The sequence below is a fragment of the uncultured Bacillus sp. genome (assembly GCF_958411575.1).
Taxonomy (GTDB): Bacteria; Bacillota; Bacilli; order Bacillales; family Bacillaceae; genus Bacillus; species Bacillus spizizenii.
Genome location: NZ_CATYRA010000003.1, coordinates 1 through 17532, shown reverse-complemented (window position 1 = coordinate 17532; position 17532 = coordinate 1). Strand labels below are relative to the sequence as shown.

Here is a 17532-nt window from a genome sequence, read left to right as displayed (position 1 = left end):
TCCTAATACGTATTCTATCAAATCATACTATAAAAAAGGTTTTCATACATAGGTGAGTAGAGTAAACTGGTGCTGACTGGTAAAGGAGAGCATTCAAAATGAAAGATATGTATGACAACTTTGCAGCCCTTTCTGCTTCTGAATCGGAGTACCGGATTATTTATGAGGAGAAAAAAGAAAGTGAGTTTATCGTCCTCGGTCCCCACGGCGGCAGAATTGAGCCTGGCGTCAGTGAGCTGGTGCGGGCATTTTCCGATCAATGTTCCATTTACTTGTTCGAAGGTGTGAAGCAGCGAAACAACCGTTCCTTGCACCTGACATGCACTCGTTTTGACGAGCCGCTGGCTTTAGAAAAAGTGAATGCCCACCATTACGCATTAGCATTTCATGGGTATCATGATCCAAAAACTCCGCATACATTGGTCGGAGGCGCGGACCGTAAAAAAGCCAAGCGCATTTGTGAGCAGCTGAATGAAGCGGGCTTTAGCGCCGAGCTCACCAGTGAGAAAGACCGGTTGGCAGGTGTCCATCCGAAAAATATTGTCAATCGGACGAAGAGGGAAATGGGACTGCAATTGGAAGTAAGCACGGCACAGCGAAAGGCGTTATTCCGCAATTTTGGCTGCCGTGAAGAAAGTTACACACAAAACGATCTGTTTTATCGATATGTGGAAGCCGTTAAGCTTGGCTTTTATGAATAGATATAACGGGACCTGCACGATCGGCCTATTCCTTCATACGCTGGGGGTGTGCGAAAGTGTAGGGAGGAATGAATATGTTTTATCATATTAAAGAGCTTCAATATCAAGCAAAGCCAGCACGTCCCGATCCTGTTTATGCAAAAAAGCTTCAGGAAATACTGGGCGGCCAATTCGGTGAGATCAGTGTCATGATGCAATATTTGTTTCAAGGCTTTAACTGCAGGGCGGACGCCAAATATAAAGATTTGTTATGTGACGTAGGTACTGAAGAGATTGCACACGTAGAAATGTTGGCGACGATGATTTCCAGGCTTCTGGATAATGCACCAGCCGATGTACAGGAGGATGCTTATAAAAGCAACCCCGCCATTGCAGCAGTGATGTCAGGAATGAATCCTCAGCATGCGATTGTGTCCGGTTTGGGTGCAATGCCAGCAGATAGTGAGGGCTATCCATGGAATGCAAAATACATTATTGCAAGCGGGAATTTGCTGGCGGATTTCCGCGCAAATTTAAATGCGGAATCACAAGGGCGCCTTCAGGTGACCCGGCTGTATGCGATGACCGATGATCCTGGAGTAAGGGATATGCTGTCATTTTTGATTGCAAGGGATACTTATCATCAAAATATGTGGTATGCGGCCATTAAAGAGCTGGAAGAAAGAGAACGGGATATTGTCGTTCCAACGACATTCCCGCGTGAGCTCGAAAAGCGGGAAGTGGCCTATGACCTGTTTAACTTCTCCAGAGGGGATGAAAGCTCACAAGGCAGATGGGCTCATGGTGAAGCTTTTGACGGCCGGGGCGAGTTCAGGTATATTCCCGCTCCGATTGCGTTCGGGCCTGCGCCTCACCTTAAACCGGCGCCTATGTGGGTGCATAATACAGTTCCCCCAATGTCAAAATGTTAGTTTTTCTGCCGGGCTGAGGATTTATATTCCCAGCCCGTGTTTGATCAGCTATATTTGCCGATATGATATAACGCTTTTTCTTCAGCGACCTGCAAGTGCTGCTGATCGTCTTCCTCGTACACATTTGGCCGCTTGTGTGATAATAAGTAAGCGAGCCGCTTCTGAAATTGAATACCTGCTTTACGCCGTTCAAACATTTCAAGCCTTTTTTCAGCAAATTCCTTTGTTACTCGGAATACCCCCGCGATTGTGGCAAGCGCCTGGCTTCTCCATTGCGGCAGTTCCATCTGCAACAGCATAAAGGTTGGCACACAGAAGTGGTACATAAATTGATTCGCCTGAAATTCCTGCAGTTCCCTGAAGAGCTTGTTCATTTGAAAATGATTGCCTGCGTGCTTTAACACGTGGCACAGTTCATGGCCAAAATCCTCCCATTGCTCTTCTCGTGATTTTCTTTGATTCAATACGATACTGTACATGCCATCGTATTTAACCATCATGCTCCCCATATCCTCAAAATGAACCCAAATATCCAGATCCTTTGCGATTTTCAGCATGTCAATGTGATGGGGGGAGGTGATGCCCAGCCGGCTGTATAAATTTTTTACGTATTCCTCCAGATGTGATAAGTAATCGCCCAATTGAATACTCCCTTTCGAACGTGTGTTCTGTTTTTAGCGAGAAAGAAAAGCCCTAATAGGACTGGAAAGTGTGTTGAAATCTTTCCCTTTTCTTAAAAAAATAAACACTTTTTTCTTTATATCGGTCTATTTTTCATATGTTTTAGAGAACAGAGAAATATTTATTTATTTTTCGGTTTCCGGTTTTTCTCTTTTTCTTTTAAATAGTTGATAAATTCAATGGCTTGCTGTTTGCTTTCTGGGGAAAAATCCTGCATATCACGGTATGCTACCTGCAAGTCGGGATCTGAGAACATATCGTCATCGGATTTTTTGTCTTTCCCTGTTAATAAGTAATCAGTCGTTACTTGAAAGTAATCAGCCAGCTTTTGGAGTGTGTCGTAATCAGGTTCGCTTCGCCCGTTTTCATAGTGGGAATATCGTGCCCGCGACACACCGATATGAGATGCGATTTCTTCCTGTGTCCTTTTCCCTCTGAGACTCTTCAATCTGCTGCCTATCATACTATGACCTCTCTTTTTTAAACTCCCTAAGTTACTAATGATTATAGATACAATCTGTATCAAAATAAAGTTATGATAAAAAAAGTATCAAAAATAACTTGATGATACAGTTTGTATCGTTTATACTTGGTAACAGTTGATACGAAAAGTATCAAAACAGATCAGGAGAGTGATATCACATGTATCCCATCCAAATTGTTTTTAGTGAAAATCCCATAGATCAGCGCCATCTCGGACAATCTGGCGGCACCATTTCGTTTACGGCATGCGGACTTCCGGTGTTCCACTTTGAAACGCAAGAACAGTTTCAAACATACATGATGTTAAAAGGAGAAGCGGCATACAATGAAAACCGATAAAAGCTATCCTTTTCCTACGTATTCAGGGTTATTGAATTCAGAACATTATGACAAAATTGGTCCGGCGCTATGGCTGTTTCTCTGGTTCATCAGCGCAACAACAAAAGAAATTAAAAAAGACGGCGTAAGCTGGGGAATCGTACTCGGTCATAAGCCGTTAAAAGCGAGAGAAATGGCGGCTGTTTTCGGGGTGAGTGAGAAAACCGTCAGAAGATGGCTGGAACTTCTCGAAACCCATGAGTACATAAAAGCTGTCCGCGCGCCATACGGACTGATGATTTCTGTAAAGCATTCCAAAAAATTCAGCTTCAGATCGGACAAAACTGCACACCGGAGCATAAAGGAACGGCCATTTTCGCCGCAGGCACCGGACACAGACGTCCGCTCAGATAAAGATAAAACAAATATAAATACTGCTGCTGATGATGCAGTGGATCACATTGCGAAGCGGTTTACACAATTACGTTCGGCTCAAGAAGGACGCACCGTGTATCCTTCCTCCAGAGATTATCAAGCCATCGCCCGTATTGTCGCCATCGGTGTTCCTGTAACACAAACAATCAAATGGCTTGAGGAATGCTTTCAAGCCTTTGAAAACCGGCGAACCGCCGCTTCAGAAACAATCAAGGCCTTTCGCTACTGCTCAAAATTCATTGAAGACCGATTTTTAGCGCAGCAGGCCAAAAACAATACCGCAATTCAACATGAAAGGATGGAAAGACATGACAAAACGAACAATCGAGCAAATTTTAGAGGAGCTGCGAAGAGGGAGACGTCCATTACTGGCGGACAAACCGGCCGAATCAGACGCAAGCCGGTATGATTGCCCGCGATGCAAGGATCAGGGAGGCTATCTCATCCGGCAGAACGGCCTGGAAGTCTGGACAATGTGCAGCTGCATGGCAGAACGGAAAGTGAAGCGGCTGCTCGGTGCCAGCGAGATTACTCACGCCTTCAGACAGCTGGGCTTCAGAGAATTCCGCACGCAGGGAAAGCCGCAGGCCATAAAAGACGCGTTTGAATGCGCAAAAGAGTATGTGGCCGATTATGAACAAATCAAGGAGAGCCGGAAAAACAGCATTGCCCTTTTAGGACAGCCCGGATCAGGGAAAACGCACCTTTTGACCGCTGTTGCCAATGAATTAATGAGAACACGCCATGTGCCGGTCATTTATTTTCCGTTCGTGGAAGGCTTTACCGATCTAAAAAATGACTTTGACCTTTTGGAAGCGAAGCTGAGCCGGATGAAGCAGGCAGATGTACTGTTCATAGATGATCTGTTTAAACCGGTTAATGGCAAACCGCGCGCCACAGATTGGCAATTAGAGCAAATGTATTCGGTACTTAACTACCGCTACTTAAATCATAAACCAATTTTGCTTTCGAGCGAGCTGACGATTGAAACACTTGTACGGGTCGATGAAGCGCTCGGCACGAGAATCTACGAAATGTGCAGCGACTATTTAGTGATTATCAAAGGAGCAGCGTACGAGCTGAATCATAGATTGGAGGGTGTCAGATAATGTGCAAGCTTTGTCAAACAAAGAAAGTCATTGTGGAGCCTACCGAAATTGGAGCCGTTTTTCATCCATGTCCGAACTGCCGGTCCGGCACTGATTTAACGCCGGTTATTCGAAAGCTGGAGCAAATGTTGACAGCGGAAAAAGCGAGGCAGAATGTCCATGATTAAACAGCTGACTGCTCTAATTGCTTTGCTGTTTCGGGCGAAGCGAACAGAAAAAAACATTGAACAATGGTATAAGGATGACGGGAAGTGAAAGTGTTGGCAAAAACAAAACAAGCAGAGAAAAGCCCGGCGCCGTGGCGTGCTGTCCCGTGCGGGGATACGAAACCGATCTATATTTATTCAGCGTACAGTGAAGAAGAAAAAGAAAGATTCCCATATTCAAACGGCCGGCTGATCGCCGCTGTATTTGACCTCAGCTCTTATTCGCAAAGAAGCAATGCCGCTTTGATGGCGGCTGCGCCTGAACTGCTGGAAGCGTCTAAAGCAGCTCTTGATTTTCTGAAAGGGAATTCTGTTCATTCAAAGGAGCGCATTATTCAGCTATTAGAAAAAGCCAAAACAAGCGCTGCACCGGAAAGGGAGGAAAAGAAACATGATCAATCCTAAAAAACTGCTAAATATTGATTCTATCACGCTGGAGAGCCAGCTGGAGGACGGAAAAATCCGAGTGATCATTGTAGATGGCATCAAGCAAGAAGCATGGATCACAGAAGCGCCGGAGCATGGAAAAACGCTCGTCGAAACGAGAAAGGGAGACCTTGCCCGCGTGGAATTTGAAATCGGCTACAAATTAAATTAAAGCGAAAACTGAATACGTCCAAGACGGAAAGCCTGCGGACACTGATCAACTGCACAGCATTTGTGCGTTGATTGGTGTCCGTTTTTTATTGCCAAAAATGAGGAGGATCATAGAATGCAAGACTTACTTTTTGAATATAAACGCACGCTAAAACAAACAAGAACACAATATAAACCGCTCGCTGAAGCAGATGAATCCGTGCTTTCAGCTGAGGAGCTGAAGGATAAAAAGATCATTAGAAATATCATCACGGATCTTGAATATGTAACAGAATGGCTTGAAAAAGGAAGACAGCCTGGCATCAGACGGGCGATTGACCGGCGTGATGCCTACCAGCGGCTGATGATCAAGGATCCGAGAATCATCGAATCATTTTCCAGCACGATGATGGTTGAGCCGGACGGACAGGTATCAGAAGAAGACAGAGAGAGAATCCAAGAAGCGTTATCCCTGTTAACGGGCAGAGAAAAAGAAATGTTTTTGCTGCATAAGGTAGAATGCTTTTCTTATGAACGAATCGCTGATCTTCTCGGTGTAAAAAAATCGACTGTGCAAACGACCATCAAACGGGCGATCGTAAAGATGCAAAGACAGCAGGAGGAAATGAATCGATCGCTTGCCTGAAAGCTTGTCATACGTTTGCCACCTATAAGTGAATAGAGCATGACACATAAGCGGCTGGCAAGAACAGCCGCTTTTATGAATAGACATCCATGCTGGAGGTGGCGGTGATGCCGTAGCATGAAAACACAACAGCGCGAACAAGCATTAGCAATCTATCAACAACATCAAGGAAAGATCACAAATCGGGCGATCGCCGACAAAATCGGCGTTTCCGCGAAAACAATCGGCATCTGGAAAAAACAAGACAAATGGAAAGAAGCCTTGTTTTCTGAAACCAGAAACGAACAAAAACAGCGCAGGATAGACAATGAGGAATTAAATGAACGCCAGCGGCTGTTTTGCCTGTATTACGTCAAAAGCTTCAATGCCACACAGTCAGCAATCAAAGCGGGCTATTCTCCGGACAGCGCCCATGTGACGGGCAGCCGGCTGTTAAAGAATGAGAAGGTCGCTGCTGAAATCAGACGCATTAAAAAAGAAATGGTCAATGAAATGTTTATTGAAGCGATGGACGTGCTGCAGGTTTATATCAAGATCGCTTTTGCGGATATTACGGACTATGTGACTTTCGGAAAAAAAGAGGTCCAGGCTGTCGGAAAATCGGGACCACTGTTTGATGAAGATGATAATCCGATTATGAAGGAAATCAGCTTTGTCGATGTCAAAGATTCCGGGCTCGTTGACGGTACCATTGTGACGGAAGCGAAGCTCGGCAAAGAAGGCATCGCCATCAAGCTTGCCGATAAAATGAAGGCGCTCGAGAAGCTGTCCTTATATTTTGATTTGTTTCCGGATCAATTGAAACAAAAAATTGAAAATGAGAAATTAAAGCTTGCCAAACAAAAAGCGGAGAAAGATGACAGCCAAGAGCCGATTGAAATCATGATCAAACGAAAAGAGGCCAAGCCATGATTGTAAAAGAAATCAACCCTCATTTCGAAGATTATGTATTCAATTGGGAGCAGACGTACCAGTTTCTCGTCGGCGGCTACGGCTCATCCAAAAGCTATCATACGGCATTGAAAATCGTGTTAAAGCTGCTGAAGGAAAAACGGACGGCCCTTGTCATCCGCGAGGTGTTCGATACCCATCGGGATTCGACCTTTGCCTTGTTTCAAGAGGTGATCGAAGAGCTCGGCCTCACAAAGGCTGTGGCATCCCTTTCTTCCCCGCTGCAGCTGCGGTTTCAAAACGGCAGCCGGATCATGTTCAAAGGAATGGACAATCCGGCGAAATTGAAATCAGTTCATAATATTTCATTAATATGGATAGAAGAGTGCTCAGAAGTGAAGTATGAAGGCTTTAAGGAATTAATCGGACGTCTTCGCCACCCTGAACTGAAGCTTCATATGATCTGCACCACTAATCCCGTCGGCACCTCCAATTGGACGTACCGGCATTTTTTTCGGGATGAACGCAAAAAACGGTTTGTGCTTGATGACAGAGAACTTTACGAAAAGAGGACGATTGTTAAGGGGGATACGTATTATCATCATTCCACAGCAAATGACAACCTCTTTCTCCCGAAAAGCTATGTGAAACAGCTCGACGGGCTCAAGGTGTATGATCCTGACCTGTACCGGATTGCCCGGAAAGGGCGATTCGGCGTCAATGGGATCAGAGTGCTGCCGCAGTTCGAGGTGCTCCCGCATGGCCAAGTAAAAGAACGCATCGCAGCCATCAGCAAGCCGATATTTCGCACAGGCATGGATTTTGGATTCGAGGAATCCTACAATGCCGTCGTCCGGCTCGCTGTCGACCCTGAAAAAAAATACCTCTATATTTATTGGGAGTATTATCAAAACAAAATGACAGATGACAGGACGGCTGAGGAGCTTCGTGAGTTTATTGACACACAAGAATTGATCAAAGCCGACTCTGCTGAGCCGAAAAGCATCCAATATTTCCGCCAGCAGGGGTTTCGGATGGTCGGAGCCAGAAAGTTTCCCGGCTCCAGACTTCAATACACCAAAAAGGTGAAACGATTCAAAAAGATCTTCTGTTCGGACCGCTGTGAAAATGTCATCTATGAGCTCAAGACGCTAACGTATGCTAAAGATAAAAACGGCGCGCTGATAGAGGATGAATTCACGATTGACCCGCATACGCTTTCTGCCATTTGGTATGCGCTTGATGACTATGAGGTTGCTGATATGAAAGAGACAGCACACAAACGAATCCGGCCGAACCGGGAAAGGAGAAGGTCATAAATGATGCACAATCAAACAGTCAGAGCGACTGTGTTCAAAGCCAATGCCGCCGCTCCTCAGACAAAGCAAATCTATGAAGATGACTTTTCTGAGCTGTACGGAGAGGATATTATCGCACCGCCCTACAACATCATCGAGCTCAAAACCATTGCTGAATACTCTACCATTCTTCAGCAATGCATTGATGCGTACAGAGTGAATATTACAGGTTTTGGTTTCGATGTTGAGTACACGTTTGATGTTAACGCAAGTGACGTTGATCAGACGAAAAAGAAAAGAGCGGAAAATGAATGGGCCAGACTTGAAGCCTTTTATAAATGCCTTCACTTTGACGAATCAGCCGAAATGATTTTAGGCTATGCCATCGAAGACAGAGAAAAAACAGGCAACGGTTTTATGGAAGTGCTTCGCGACGGGATGGGAAAACCGGCCGGCATTGAATATTTAGATGTGAAAAATATGCGTGTATGCGGAGCCGGTGAACCTGTTGAGGTCTCATTTGCATATGAAGAAAATGGGAAAATGAAAAGGATCAAAAGGCAAAAACGCTTCCGAAAATATGTGCAGATGATCAATGGAAAGAAAGTATTTTTCAAGGAATACGGCGATCCGCGAAAAATGGATATGCGCACTGGTGAATATGTAAACACATTAGCAGAAAAGTATCAAGCGAATGAAGCCATTCACCTCAAAATCGGAAGCGGTGTATACGGCGTGCCCCGCTGGGTCGGCAATATTGTCAACTTATACGGAGCCCGAAAAGCGGAAGAGCTCAATTTTATGTATTTTAAGCAGGGCCGTCACGTACCCGCTGCCATCACAGTGGAAAACGGGATGCTGTCGGAAACTTCTTACCGGGAGCTGCAAGAGTACATGAATGATCTTGAAGGCGTGGAAAACGCGCATAAATTTCTTCTGATTGAAGCGGAAGGAATCGCAAAAGAGAAGGATCTCCATGGAGGCGAGGATATTACGCCGGTGTCAGTGGAAATCAAATCCTTGGCGGAAATTCTGCAAAACGACGCCTTGTTTCTAGAATACGATGAAAAAAGCAGAAATAAGCTGCGTTCGGCGTTCCGCCTCCCGCCGCTGTATACAGGCGAGGCTCAGGAATACAACCGGGCGACAGCTGATACCGCTAGAAAAATTACGGAAGAGCAGGTCTTTCAGCCGGAGCGAAAAACGCTCGTGAATAAACTGAACACGCTGCTTTTGCCGGAGCTGAATATTCATGACGTCAGGCTGACATTAAAAGGACCGGACTTTCGTGATCCGCTTGAGATTGCGAAAGTGCTCGGTCCTTTTATTACAGCCGGAGCAGTCTCGCCGAATGATTTACGCGACCTTGCCGGACGGGTGCTTGGAAAAACGCTGGAGGAGTGGCCTGAGGAAATTTATAAACGGCCTGCAGGACAGGATGCGGAAAAGACAAACCTGACTGCGCTCATGCAGGAGCTGAAAGAAAGCATCGAAGACATCAAAACGTCCTGAAGGGAGGTGAATCAAGCAGGTGGCGCGGGAATTAAAAAATGCCAAAATCAGCTTTGTCAGCTATGTGGACAAGGCGGCTAACCAGACAGAATTTTTCTTTACGAAGTCAGCCGGACCTCCGTCATTTGAAAAAAAGGTTCGGCTGTTTACAAAAAGTGAGCAGGATGAACAAAAGCTCGTGTACGGAATCGTGTATGAGCCTGATGTTCCTGATGCCCACGGCGATTTTATGACCGCTGAGGAAATTGAAAAAGCGGCGCACGGCTTTCTCGCGGAGGCACGGGAGATTGATATCAATCACAGCTTTGAGGGCGGAACTGGCGTCGTGGTCGAGTCATATGTGGCGCCTGATGAGTTTATGATCGGGTCAAAGCAGATTGCAAAGGGTTCGTGGGTGCTCGTGACGAGAGCGTCTGACGAGGTGTGGGAACAGATCAAGGCTGGAATTATCACCGGCTACAGCATGGCGGGCACTGCCGATGTGTATGAGGAAGAACCGGTTGAAAAGGCGGGATTTTTCAGTGTATTCAAGCAGATGCTGGCTGACAAAACAGGGAAGGAGACTGAAGAAATGAGAAAAGAAGACATGAAAGAATCATTCGAGCATGCGCTTTACCCTCTGCTCAAACGGCTTGAGCGGATTGAAAAAAACACAGACACGGAGGAAAAGCCGGAGCAGACGGGTGATGACGAGCGTCTGAAAAAGCTCGTTGAGGACATGCTCGCCCCGCTGATTGAGCGAATCGAGGCTTTGGAAAAAGCGCGAGGCGCATCTAAGCAGACAGCGGACGATGCGGGCGGCAATACAGAGCAAGTTAAAAAATCAATCTGGAGCGGACTGCTGTAAACCAGTCAAAGAGGAGGAAATCAATTGAGAAATCAAGAGATCATTCGGAAAGCGGAAATGTCGCTTTCTGCTTTAAAAAGCGGCGGGCTTATGAATCCTGCGCAAGCATCGGCTTTTATCCGCATGGTGCAAAACACGCCGACCATTTTCAGTGAATCCCGCGTGATTCAAATGGAAAATGACTCGCAAAAATTTGAGAAAATCGGATTCGGCCAGCGTATTCTGCGGGCTGCTCAAGAAGGTAAAGCACTGTCAAACGACGAGCTGACAGTTCCAACGACAAGCACTGTCCAGCTGAACACGAAAGAAGTCATTGCGGAAATCAACATTACGTATGACACACTTGAAAACAATATTGAAAAAGACGGCCTACAACAGACGATCATGCAAATTTTAGCAGAGCGCGCAGCCGTTGATATTGAAGAGCTGATTGTAAACGGCGATACAGCATCAGCTGATCCGTATCTGGCGCAGCTGGACGGCATCCGCAAACAAGCGGTGTCCCACATCGTTGACATGAACGGTGAAGAACTGTCCAGAGCGACATTCAAGAAAGGCTTAAAAGCTGTTCCGCCGAAATATTTGCGTATTCCTCAGGAATTCAGATTCTATACGTCTCACGGCTTAGAAGTTGAATGGAAGGACCGTGTGGCTGACCGCCAGACAAACCTTGGGGATCTGGCTGTTCAGGGTGGTTTATCAACAGCATTCGGCGTACCAGTTAAAGGGGTATCCAATATTCAGCCGTACACAGTCGGTGAGGGAGACGCGCAATATGACGCTTCTGATATCATTCTCACACATCCGAAAAATATCATTCTCGGCTTCTCCCGCAATATCCGAATTGAAGTCGACAAAGACATCCGCTCCCGTAAATTCATTATTGTCTTAACGGCCAAGCTGGACAGCAAGTTTGAGGAAGAGGATGCCTGCGCGAAATTAATTAACGTAAAAGAATAATAGAAACGGGGTGGTCAGCTCATGCTCATTGAACCGACTGACGTAGCCTCCTATTCGGTCTATGATCGGGTGAAAAACAGGCCGGAAGAACTGCTGGCGCAGGATATCATTGAGGCGGAAGCGGAAGCGGCTCTCATCACGGGCCACTGCTTTGAAGACAGCGTTTATGACCCGCTGCCCGACAAGGCGAAATTGGCTTTGCTGAAGCTTGCCCAGTATTTTGCGCTTGTAAATAGCGATGAATCAGCCTCATCAAGCTACCAGTCTGAAAAAATGGGGGATTATTCGTACACGGTTTCCGGAGAAGGCGGCATTCAGCGGCCAGAGGTGTATCATTTGCTTGAAGAGTTTATCATACCGGGCTACGTCCCTGAATCCTCCAGACTGAAGGTGAGGTCTTTATGAGCTATCAGCAGATGCTCATTCACCGCTGCGACATTTTTCATGAAGCGGCGCAAGCGCTATCTGCAGGCCGATTCGGGATTCCGGCAGATAAGCTGCAGCCGGTGATTTCATATCCGGACACACCCGATGAACAAGATGTCCCTTGCTATTTTTCTGAAAAAACGCAGCAGCTGATCCAGGAGGAGCCGGATCAAACTGTATATCACAGCTTTCTCGTCCATTTTCCGTTGTCAGCGGACATCCGCGTGAACGATAAAATCATGTGGGAGAATCATAAATATATACTAAAGCTGCCGAAAAGGATCAGACATCATCATTGGGAAGTCATCGCGGTCAGGGATGAAAGCCTATGAAAATAGCGGGTCTGAAACAGCTAAACACGTCATTAAAAAAAGCGGCATCAGGCGGCTTTTCACGTCAGGCGTCCCGGTGGCTTGAGGAGTGCGGGCAAGATTTTCTGGAGATCGTCCAATCTGAACTCATCAGCACACAAACGATTGATACAGAAAAACTGCTCAGCTCGTTCGAGAAAGGCGCAGAAGACAATCTTTGGATTGTGCAAAGCGGCGGGCTTTCGCTTGAGGTGGGTACACAGCTTGATTACGCCTCATTTCTTAATGACGGCCATTGGACGTCAAAACAAGATGTGAGATGGGTGCCGGGGCATTTCCAAGGCTCGCGGTTTATTTATGATCCCGCGGCTTCAACGGGAATGGCGCTCAAGAGAAAATGGATCCCGGGTACGAGCTACTGGGATCATGCGCTGCTTTTATATGAACAGCTGTTTGAAAAATCGCTGGAAAGCAACTTGCGCCAGTGGCTGAAGAATCTGTAAAGGAGGAGCAGGATGAACAGCGAAACAGGATCGATCATGGCGTTTTTGTACAGCCGGTGGTCTGTTCCCATTTATGAACGTGAGCTGCCTGATCAGTTTCAGGTGCCGTCGTTATACGTCTCATCGCCATCTGTTTTCGAGGAAACAGATACGGTCTCCACATTTAAAAAAACCTACAGTCTCAATGTGAAGCTGTTTCATCATGACTCCGTTCAGGCGCTGGATGAAGCGGACAGGCTCGCAGATGCTATCAGAGAAGCGAGAAATATGGTTCCGCTGCTCAGTGAATCCGGTGAGAAGACGGGGGATATGGTTCGCATTACCCGAATTGAGACAAGGATAGGAGACAGGGGCGAGGCGGTCATGGTGATCAGGTGGAGCAGCCGATATTATTATCACAAAACAGAACAGCCTGTCTTACAGGATATTGACATGAACAGTGGGGTGAAATAAGCGGTGGCAAAGAACAAACAACAGAAGAAGGCTGTACATACAGAGAGCCGGGAAGCTCTTTTTGATACAGCGGATTTGATTAAGCACGCGAAGGAGTTGTTCGGCGTTAAGCCGGATATCCTTCAGGGGGCTTTATTTGGCGTGGATCAAACACGTATGACGAAATCAGAAGCCAATCAATTGATTCAAACATTTCTAACTAAGGAGGTCATGTCATCATGAATGGCGGAACATTTACAACAGGCAAAGAAAAAGAACGTGCAGGCATTTATTTTAACTTTAAAACGACAGCGCAGGAGCGGGTGTCGCTCGGTGAACGGGGGACAGTCGCACTTCCGGTCGCATCAAGCTGGGGCGAAGCGAAAACGTTCGTCTCCATTTCCAGCGTTGAGGATCTCAACAAAAAAGTGGGCCTCAGTATTGATGATCCATCTTTATTGCTTTTGCGTGAAGCAAAGAAGAATGCGAAAACGGTATTGATGTACCGTCTAACCGAAGGTGTCCGAGCGTCTGCTGATATTGCTGAAGGCGTCAAAGCCACTGCGGTATATGGCGGAACAAAAGGAAATGACATTATCATTCGTATTAATCCAAATGTGCTGGATGCTGCTTCTTTTGATGTAACAACGTATATGGATGAATCAGAGGTTGATAAACAAACTGTCAAAAAGGCTGAAGAATTAACAGCTAACGGCTATGTCACCTTTACTGGAACAGGCGATCTGTCCTCAACGATTCCGCTCACTGGATCAGAAGGAGACACTTCAGCTGAGACACTGAATGCATCTGCAGGAATCCGTTTATCCGGCGGTACGGATAAAGCTCCTGTCAACTCCGACTATACAGATTTCTTAGCCGCGGCTGAAACGGAGAACTTTGATGTGATTGTGCTGCCTGTTGCGGAAGGTGATCAGCTGAAGGCGACATTTGCTGCTTTCATTAAGCGCCTTCGCGACGGCCAAGGACAAAAAGTGCAAGGGGTCACAGCCAATTATGCCGGTGACTATGAAGGTATCATCAACGTAACAGAAGGTGTACTGCTGGAAGATGGCACGGAAGTTACGCCGGACAAAGCAACAGCTTGGGTAGCTGGAGCGAGTGCAGGAGCAACCTTTAATCAATCACTTACATTTGTAGAGTACGAAGGCGCCGTTGATGTGTTACACCGCCTTGACCACGATACGATAGTTGAACGCCTGGGCAAAGGCGAATTTTTATTCACATTTGACGCCCGCGATAAATCTGTCAGCGTAGAAAAGGACATTAACTCACTCGTTACGTTCACAGCTGAGAAAAACAAAAAATTTGCGAAAAACAAAATCGTCCGTGTCCTGGACGCTGTGAATAATGATTTAACACGCGAGCTGAAAGCCTTAATTAAATCAAGAAAAGGAAGCGGAAGCGATATTCCGGCGTCTGAAGACGGACTTCAATACGTGAAAACGATGATCACGCAATACATGACAACTCTTCAGGATGCTGGCGGCATCACTGGCTTTGATTCTGATGAAGATATTACAATTTCAATGAATGAAGACCGTGACGGTTTCTTGATTGACCTGGCTGTACAGCCTGTCGACGCAGCAGAAAAATTCTACTTTAATGTGGAGGTAAACTAATATGGCATTAAAAGCACAAAACACGATTTCAGGTAAAGAAGGACGCTTATTTCTCGATGGCGAAGAAATGGCGCATATCAAAACATTTGAAGCAAATGTGGAGAAAAACAAGTCTGAAGTAAACATTATGGGCCGCCGCATGACAGGCCATAAAACAACAGGGGCAAACGGAACTGGAACAGCAACGTTTTATAAAGTCACATCAAAATTCGTGATTCTGATGATGGACTACGTCAAAAAAGGCAGTGATCCTTACTTTACGCTGCAAGCTGTGCTGGATGATAAGTCCTCCGGACGAGGCACAGAGCGAGTCACGCTGTACGACGTCAACTTTGACTCTGCCAAAATCGCAAGCCTTGATGTCGATTCAGAAGCGCTAGAGGAAGAAGTTCCATTTACCTTCGAAGACTTCGACGTGCCTGAAAAACTTTCTGACACGTTTTAATCAAAGCTGAACAAGCCATACGCAGACCTTTCTCAGAAAGGTCTGTTTTTTACATGATGAAATCAATTAAAAGATAAGGGAGTTTTTTACATGAGCGAGAAGAACGAAAACGTATATGATCTTTCCTTTTTTATGCCGGGAAAAACAATTGAAGCTGAGGAAATCAAAGTGCCGATCTCAAAGCGTTTTGTTGATAAAAAAGGGAATGTCGTGCCATTTATTTTTAAAGCGATTACGACGGAGCGCATTGATGAATTGGAAAAAGAAACAACAACGTATAAAAATGTCAAAGGCAGAGGCCGTGTAAAGGATTTAGACAGCCAGCGCTTTTATGCCCGAATCGCAGTTGAATCAACCGTTTACCCTGACTTCCGTTCAAAAGATCTTCGAGAAGCTTACAAAACGGCTGACCCGGTAGAAGTTGCGAAACGTGTCCTGTCTGTAGGAGGCGAATACGCAAACTGGCTCAACAAAGCGATTGAGATTAATGGATTCGAAGATGAATTAGAAGACCTGGAAGAAGAAGCAAAAAACTAATAAAAGATGGGCATAAAGAAGCCGTGTATCTCTACTATGCGATGCACGAGCTTCACTATTCCCCATCAGATTTATTAGCGCTCTACGAAGCGCCCAGAAATTTTAAGGCACTGCTGTATGGACTGATCGGGTATAAGCTGGATCTCCTTGAAAAACAAGCAAAGAAAGGAGGGGCATCGTAATTGGCCAAGCTGACAGCAAGATTTGATATGGAAGACCGTGTAAGCAAAAAATTAAGAAAGGTACAAAATGGATTTAGAGCGCTTGAAAAATATAGAAAAATGGTGCAGCGAAAAAGCGCTATCGATATACGAAAAGATAGTAAAACTATTTTAAGAACTATTGACCGCATACAAAAATCTCTAAAGAAAAAGCTTGGTTCTCAAATGATTTCCATTTCAGCTGAGGATAACGCCAGCGCTGTCATTCAGCAGGTTCAAACTCAATTGCAAGGATTGCCGGCATCCGTATCTATTAACATCGGCGCTAGTGATCAAGCAACAGAAAGGTTTGAACGATTAAGAGAGCTCGTTGCAGGTTTTAAAGGTTTTACGATCGTGTTGAGTGCAGAAGATCAAGTTTCGCCGGCTGTGCAAAAAATACAGCGTTATATGGAAACTGCACTTAAAAATGGTTACTCTGTTACGATACGCGTGATTGATCACGTCATGAAAACAGTCGGTCGCATTTCAGCAGGTATTGATGCCTTAACAGGAAAAGACAACAAATTAGAGCTGGCTATTAATGACAAGGTGTCAGATAAGCTGGATTCATTGCAGAAAAGAATTGACAGCATGAGAAGCTCAGGTTCACCCGATAAAGCAGCCCCTTCAGCTGGAGGAAATACAGGTGATATTGCAAGCATGTTTGATCCAGAAACGATTTTGACAGCACTGGACAAATTTGCTTCATCATTCATGGAAAAAGTGGATGAAATCGCCACAAAATTCAGCCCGGAAACAATCTTGACAGAGCTGGATAAATTTACAACATCGTTCATGAATAAGGTGGATGCAATTGCGACAAAGTTCAGTCCAGAAACGATTTTGACACAGTTGGATAAGTTCACAACATCATTTATGAGCAAGGTGGATGCAATTGCGACAAAGTTCAGTCCAGAAACGATTTTGACACAGTTGGATAAGTTCACAACATCATTTATGAGCAAGGTGGATGCAATTGCGACAAAGTTCAGTCCAGAAACGATTCTGGGACAGCTGGATAAGTTCACAACATCGTTCATGAGCAAGGTGGATGCAATTGCGACAAAGTTCAGTCCAGAAACGATTCTGGAACAGCTGGATAAGTTTACAACATCGTTCATGGGTAAGGTGGATGCAATTGCGGCAAAGTTCAGTCCAGAAACAATTTTGTCCCAGCTGGATAAGTTTACAACATCATTCATGAATAAGGTGGATGCAATCGCCACGAAATTCAGTCCGGAGACGCTTCTAAAACAGCTGGACAAGTTTACAGGCTCATTTATGAAGAAAGTAGACGAAATCGCAAGTAAATTCAGTCCTGAAGCCATTTTTAAGCAGCTAGACAAATTTACAGGCTCATTTATGAAAAAAGTGGACGATGTCGTAAGTAAATTCAGCCCTGAAGTCATTTTTAAGCAGCTAGACAAATTTACAGGCTCATTTATGAAAAAAGTGGACGAT

General features: G+C 45.4%; 25 protein-coding genes and 1 pseudogene. 24 read left to right on the top strand and 2 right to left on the bottom strand.

The genetic code is table 11. The features are described from left to right. Positions 1-98 precede the first annotated feature (98 nt). Together Q5C82_RS05815 and Q5C82_RS05810 are read left to right on the top strand one after the other, a co-directional pair. Positions 99-701 carry a poly-gamma-glutamate hydrolase family protein gene (locus tag Q5C82_RS05815; RefSeq protein ID WP_003220550.1) on the top strand — a complete coding sequence of 201 codons (603 nt, stop codon included), beginning with the start codon at positions 99-101 and terminating at the stop codon, positions 699-701. A 74-nt stretch (positions 702-775) separates the two neighbouring features. Beyond that, positions 776-1612, top strand: coding sequence for a manganese catalase family protein (locus Q5C82_RS05810; RefSeq protein WP_003220552.1), 837 nt, complete (start codon positions 776-778; stop codon positions 1610-1612). A gap of 44 nt (positions 1613-1656) precedes the next feature. Here the strand turns inward: Q5C82_RS05810 and Q5C82_RS05805 are convergent, their stop codons facing one another. Together Q5C82_RS05805 and xre are read right to left on the bottom strand one after the other, a co-directional pair. Then, complete coding sequence (locus Q5C82_RS05805; protein ID WP_003220554.1) at positions 1657-2253, bottom strand: ImmA/IrrE family metallo-endopeptidase; 597 nt, start codon at positions 2251-2253, stop codon at positions 1657-1659. Between the two features lie 161 nt (positions 2254-2414). After that, positions 2415-2756 carry an HTH-type transcriptional regulator Xre gene (gene xre / locus Q5C82_RS05800; protein WP_003220555.1) on the bottom strand — a complete coding sequence of 114 codons (342 nt, stop codon included), beginning with the start codon at positions 2754-2756 and terminating at the stop codon, positions 2415-2417. A gap of 179 nt (positions 2757-2935) precedes the next feature. On the opposite strand from xre, the gene Q5C82_RS05795 reads away from it, so the two are divergent. The 22 genes and pseudogenes from Q5C82_RS05795 to Q5C82_RS05690 all read left to right on the top strand — a co-directional run. Continuing rightward, positions 2936-3115, top strand: coding sequence for a hypothetical protein (locus Q5C82_RS05795; RefSeq protein ID WP_003220557.1), 180 nt, complete (start codon positions 2936-2938; stop codon positions 3113-3115). Continuing rightward, positions 3102-3938: a hypothetical protein gene (locus Q5C82_RS05790; protein WP_003220558.1), complete on the top strand. Its 837-nt coding sequence runs from the start codon at positions 3102-3104 to the stop codon at positions 3936-3938. Before Q5C82_RS05795 ends, Q5C82_RS05790 begins: the two co-directional genes overlap by 14 nt. Continuing rightward, on the top strand, positions 3838-4638 hold the full coding sequence (locus Q5C82_RS05785) for an ATP-binding protein (protein ID WP_079996342.1): 801 nt from the start codon (positions 3838-3840) through the stop codon (positions 4636-4638). Before Q5C82_RS05790 ends, Q5C82_RS05785 begins: the two co-directional genes overlap by 101 nt. After that, on the top strand, positions 4638-4805 hold the full coding sequence (locus tag Q5C82_RS05780) for a hypothetical protein (RefSeq protein WP_003220561.1): 168 nt from the start codon (positions 4638-4640) through the stop codon (positions 4803-4805). Before Q5C82_RS05785 ends, Q5C82_RS05780 begins: the two co-directional genes overlap by 1 nt. Positions 4806-4889: 84 nt before the next feature. Further along, entirely contained in the window at positions 4890-5249 is a 360-nt protein-coding gene (locus Q5C82_RS05775; RefSeq protein WP_003220565.1) for a hypothetical protein, read from the top strand. Beyond that, positions 5236-5442: a phage-like element PBSX protein XtrA gene (xtrA, locus tag Q5C82_RS05770; protein WP_003220566.1), complete on the top strand. Its 207-nt coding sequence runs from the start codon at positions 5236-5238 to the stop codon at positions 5440-5442. Before Q5C82_RS05775 ends, xtrA begins: the two co-directional genes overlap by 14 nt. Positions 5443-5556: 114 nt before the next feature. After that, the gene (locus Q5C82_RS05765) at positions 5557-6066 is read left to right on the top strand and encodes a sigma-70 family RNA polymerase sigma factor (RefSeq protein WP_003220567.1); all 510 of its coding nucleotides are present in this window, start codon (positions 5557-5559) and stop codon (positions 6064-6066) included. A gap of 117 nt (positions 6067-6183) precedes the next feature. Further along, positions 6184-6978 (top strand): phage terminase small subunit, encoded by a 795-nt coding sequence (gene xtmA, locus Q5C82_RS05760; protein ID WP_003220569.1) that lies wholly within the window; start codon positions 6184-6186, stop codon positions 6976-6978. After that, entirely contained in the window at positions 6975-8276 is a 1302-nt protein-coding gene (locus Q5C82_RS05755) for a PBSX family phage terminase large subunit (protein WP_003220571.1), read from the top strand. Before xtmA ends, Q5C82_RS05755 begins: the two co-directional genes overlap by 4 nt. A gap of 3 nt (positions 8277-8279) precedes the next feature. Further along, positions 8280-9767: a phage portal protein gene (locus Q5C82_RS05750; protein WP_079996578.1), complete on the top strand. Its 1488-nt coding sequence runs from the start codon at positions 8280-8282 to the stop codon at positions 9765-9767. A 19-nt stretch (positions 9768-9786) separates the two neighbouring features. After that, positions 9787-10614 carry an XkdF-like putative serine protease domain-containing protein gene (locus Q5C82_RS05745; protein WP_003220576.1) on the top strand — a complete coding sequence of 276 codons (828 nt, stop codon included), beginning with the start codon at positions 9787-9789 and terminating at the stop codon, positions 10612-10614. A gap of 24 nt (positions 10615-10638) precedes the next feature. Beyond that, positions 10639-11574 carry a phage major capsid protein gene (locus Q5C82_RS05740; RefSeq protein ID WP_003220578.1) on the top strand — a complete coding sequence of 312 codons (936 nt, stop codon included), beginning with the start codon at positions 10639-10641 and terminating at the stop codon, positions 11572-11574. A gap of 21 nt (positions 11575-11595) precedes the next feature. After that, positions 11596-11979, top strand: a complete 384-nt coding sequence (locus tag Q5C82_RS05735; protein WP_003220581.1) for a DUF3199 family protein — start codon at positions 11596-11598, stop codon at positions 11977-11979. Further along, positions 11976-12332 (top strand): YqbH/XkdH family protein, encoded by a 357-nt coding sequence (locus tag Q5C82_RS05730; protein WP_003220584.1) that lies wholly within the window; start codon positions 11976-11978, stop codon positions 12330-12332. The genes Q5C82_RS05735 and Q5C82_RS05730 overlap by 4 nt, the downstream gene beginning before the upstream one ends. After that, positions 12329-12814, top strand: coding sequence for an HK97 gp10 family phage protein (locus Q5C82_RS05725; RefSeq protein WP_003220585.1), 486 nt, complete (start codon positions 12329-12331; stop codon positions 12812-12814). The genes Q5C82_RS05730 and Q5C82_RS05725 overlap by 4 nt, the downstream gene beginning before the upstream one ends. A gap of 12 nt (positions 12815-12826) precedes the next feature. Next, complete coding sequence (locus Q5C82_RS05720; RefSeq protein WP_003220587.1) at positions 12827-13267, top strand: DUF6838 family protein; 441 nt, start codon at positions 12827-12829, stop codon at positions 13265-13267. 3 nt (positions 13268-13270) lie between these two features. Continuing rightward, positions 13271-13489, top strand: coding sequence for a hypothetical protein (locus Q5C82_RS05715; protein ID WP_003220589.1), 219 nt, complete (start codon positions 13271-13273; stop codon positions 13487-13489). Then, positions 13486-14886 carry a phage tail sheath family protein gene (locus Q5C82_RS05710; protein WP_003220591.1) on the top strand — a complete coding sequence of 467 codons (1401 nt, stop codon included), beginning with the start codon at positions 13486-13488 and terminating at the stop codon, positions 14884-14886. The genes Q5C82_RS05715 and Q5C82_RS05710 overlap by 4 nt, the downstream gene beginning before the upstream one ends. 1 nt (position 14887) lies before the next feature. Then, entirely contained in the window at positions 14888-15331 is a 444-nt protein-coding gene (locus Q5C82_RS05705; protein ID WP_003220592.1) for a phage tail tube protein, read from the top strand. A gap of 90 nt (positions 15332-15421) precedes the next feature. Beyond that, positions 15422-15868 (top strand): phage portal protein, encoded by a 447-nt coding sequence (locus tag Q5C82_RS05700; RefSeq protein ID WP_003220594.1) that lies wholly within the window; start codon positions 15422-15424, stop codon positions 15866-15868. A gap of 41 nt (positions 15869-15909) precedes the next feature. Next, positions 15910-16050, top strand: coding sequence for a hypothetical protein (locus Q5C82_RS05695; protein WP_003220596.1), 141 nt, complete (start codon positions 15910-15912; stop codon positions 16048-16050). Further along, a pseudogene (locus Q5C82_RS05690) lies at positions 16051-17532 on the top strand (phage portal protein); the annotation flags it as partial.

Excerpts from the sequence above, each read along its gene's own strand:
- xre (WP_003220555.1), bottom strand. The coding sequence starts at position 2,756 with ATGATAGGCAGCAGATTGAAGAGTCTCAGAGGGAAAAGGACACAGGAA.
- Q5C82_RS05810 (WP_003220552.1), top strand. The coding sequence starts at position 776 with ATGTTTTATCATATTAAAGAGCTTCAATATCAAGCAAAGCCAGCACGT.
- xtmA (WP_003220569.1), top strand. The coding sequence starts at position 6,184 with ATGAAAACACAACAGCGCGAACAAGCATTAGCAATCTATCAACAACAT.
- Q5C82_RS05705 (WP_003220592.1), top strand. The coding sequence starts at position 14,888 with ATGGCATTAAAAGCACAAAACACGATTTCAGGTAAAGAAGGACGCTTA.
- Q5C82_RS05780 (WP_003220561.1), top strand. The coding sequence starts at position 4,638 with ATGTGCAAGCTTTGTCAAACAAAGAAAGTCATTGTGGAGCCTACCGAA.
- Q5C82_RS05765 (WP_003220567.1), top strand. The coding sequence starts at position 5,557 with ATGCAAGACTTACTTTTTGAATATAAACGCACGCTAAAACAAACAAGA.
- Q5C82_RS05785 (WP_079996342.1), top strand. The coding sequence starts at position 3,838 with ATGACAAAACGAACAATCGAGCAAATTTTAGAGGAGCTGCGAAGAGGG.
- Q5C82_RS05695 (WP_003220596.1), top strand. The coding sequence starts at position 15,910 with ATGCACGAGCTTCACTATTCCCCATCAGATTTATTAGCGCTCTACGAA.
- Q5C82_RS05735 (WP_003220581.1), top strand. The coding sequence starts at position 11,596 with ATGCTCATTGAACCGACTGACGTAGCCTCCTATTCGGTCTATGATCGG.
- Q5C82_RS05755 (WP_003220571.1), top strand. The coding sequence starts at position 6,975 with ATGATTGTAAAAGAAATCAACCCTCATTTCGAAGATTATGTATTCAAT.
- Q5C82_RS05730 (WP_003220584.1), top strand. The coding sequence starts at position 11,976 with ATGAGCTATCAGCAGATGCTCATTCACCGCTGCGACATTTTTCATGAA.
- Q5C82_RS05710 (WP_003220591.1), top strand. The coding sequence starts at position 13,486 with ATGAATGGCGGAACATTTACAACAGGCAAAGAAAAAGAACGTGCAGGC.
- Q5C82_RS05720 (WP_003220587.1), top strand. The coding sequence starts at position 12,827 with ATGAACAGCGAAACAGGATCGATCATGGCGTTTTTGTACAGCCGGTGG.
- Q5C82_RS05725 (WP_003220585.1), top strand. The coding sequence starts at position 12,329 with ATGAAAATAGCGGGTCTGAAACAGCTAAACACGTCATTAAAAAAAGCG.
- Q5C82_RS05815 (WP_003220550.1), top strand. The coding sequence starts at position 99 with ATGAAAGATATGTATGACAACTTTGCAGCCCTTTCTGCTTCTGAATCG.
- xtrA (WP_003220566.1), top strand. The coding sequence starts at position 5,236 with ATGATCAATCCTAAAAAACTGCTAAATATTGATTCTATCACGCTGGAG.
- Q5C82_RS05795 (WP_003220557.1), top strand. The coding sequence starts at position 2,936 with ATGTATCCCATCCAAATTGTTTTTAGTGAAAATCCCATAGATCAGCGC.
- Q5C82_RS05700 (WP_003220594.1), top strand. The coding sequence starts at position 15,422 with ATGAGCGAGAAGAACGAAAACGTATATGATCTTTCCTTTTTTATGCCG.
- Q5C82_RS05750 (WP_079996578.1), top strand. The coding sequence starts at position 8,280 with ATGCACAATCAAACAGTCAGAGCGACTGTGTTCAAAGCCAATGCCGCC.
- Q5C82_RS05790 (WP_003220558.1), top strand. The coding sequence starts at position 3,102 with ATGAAAACCGATAAAAGCTATCCTTTTCCTACGTATTCAGGGTTATTG.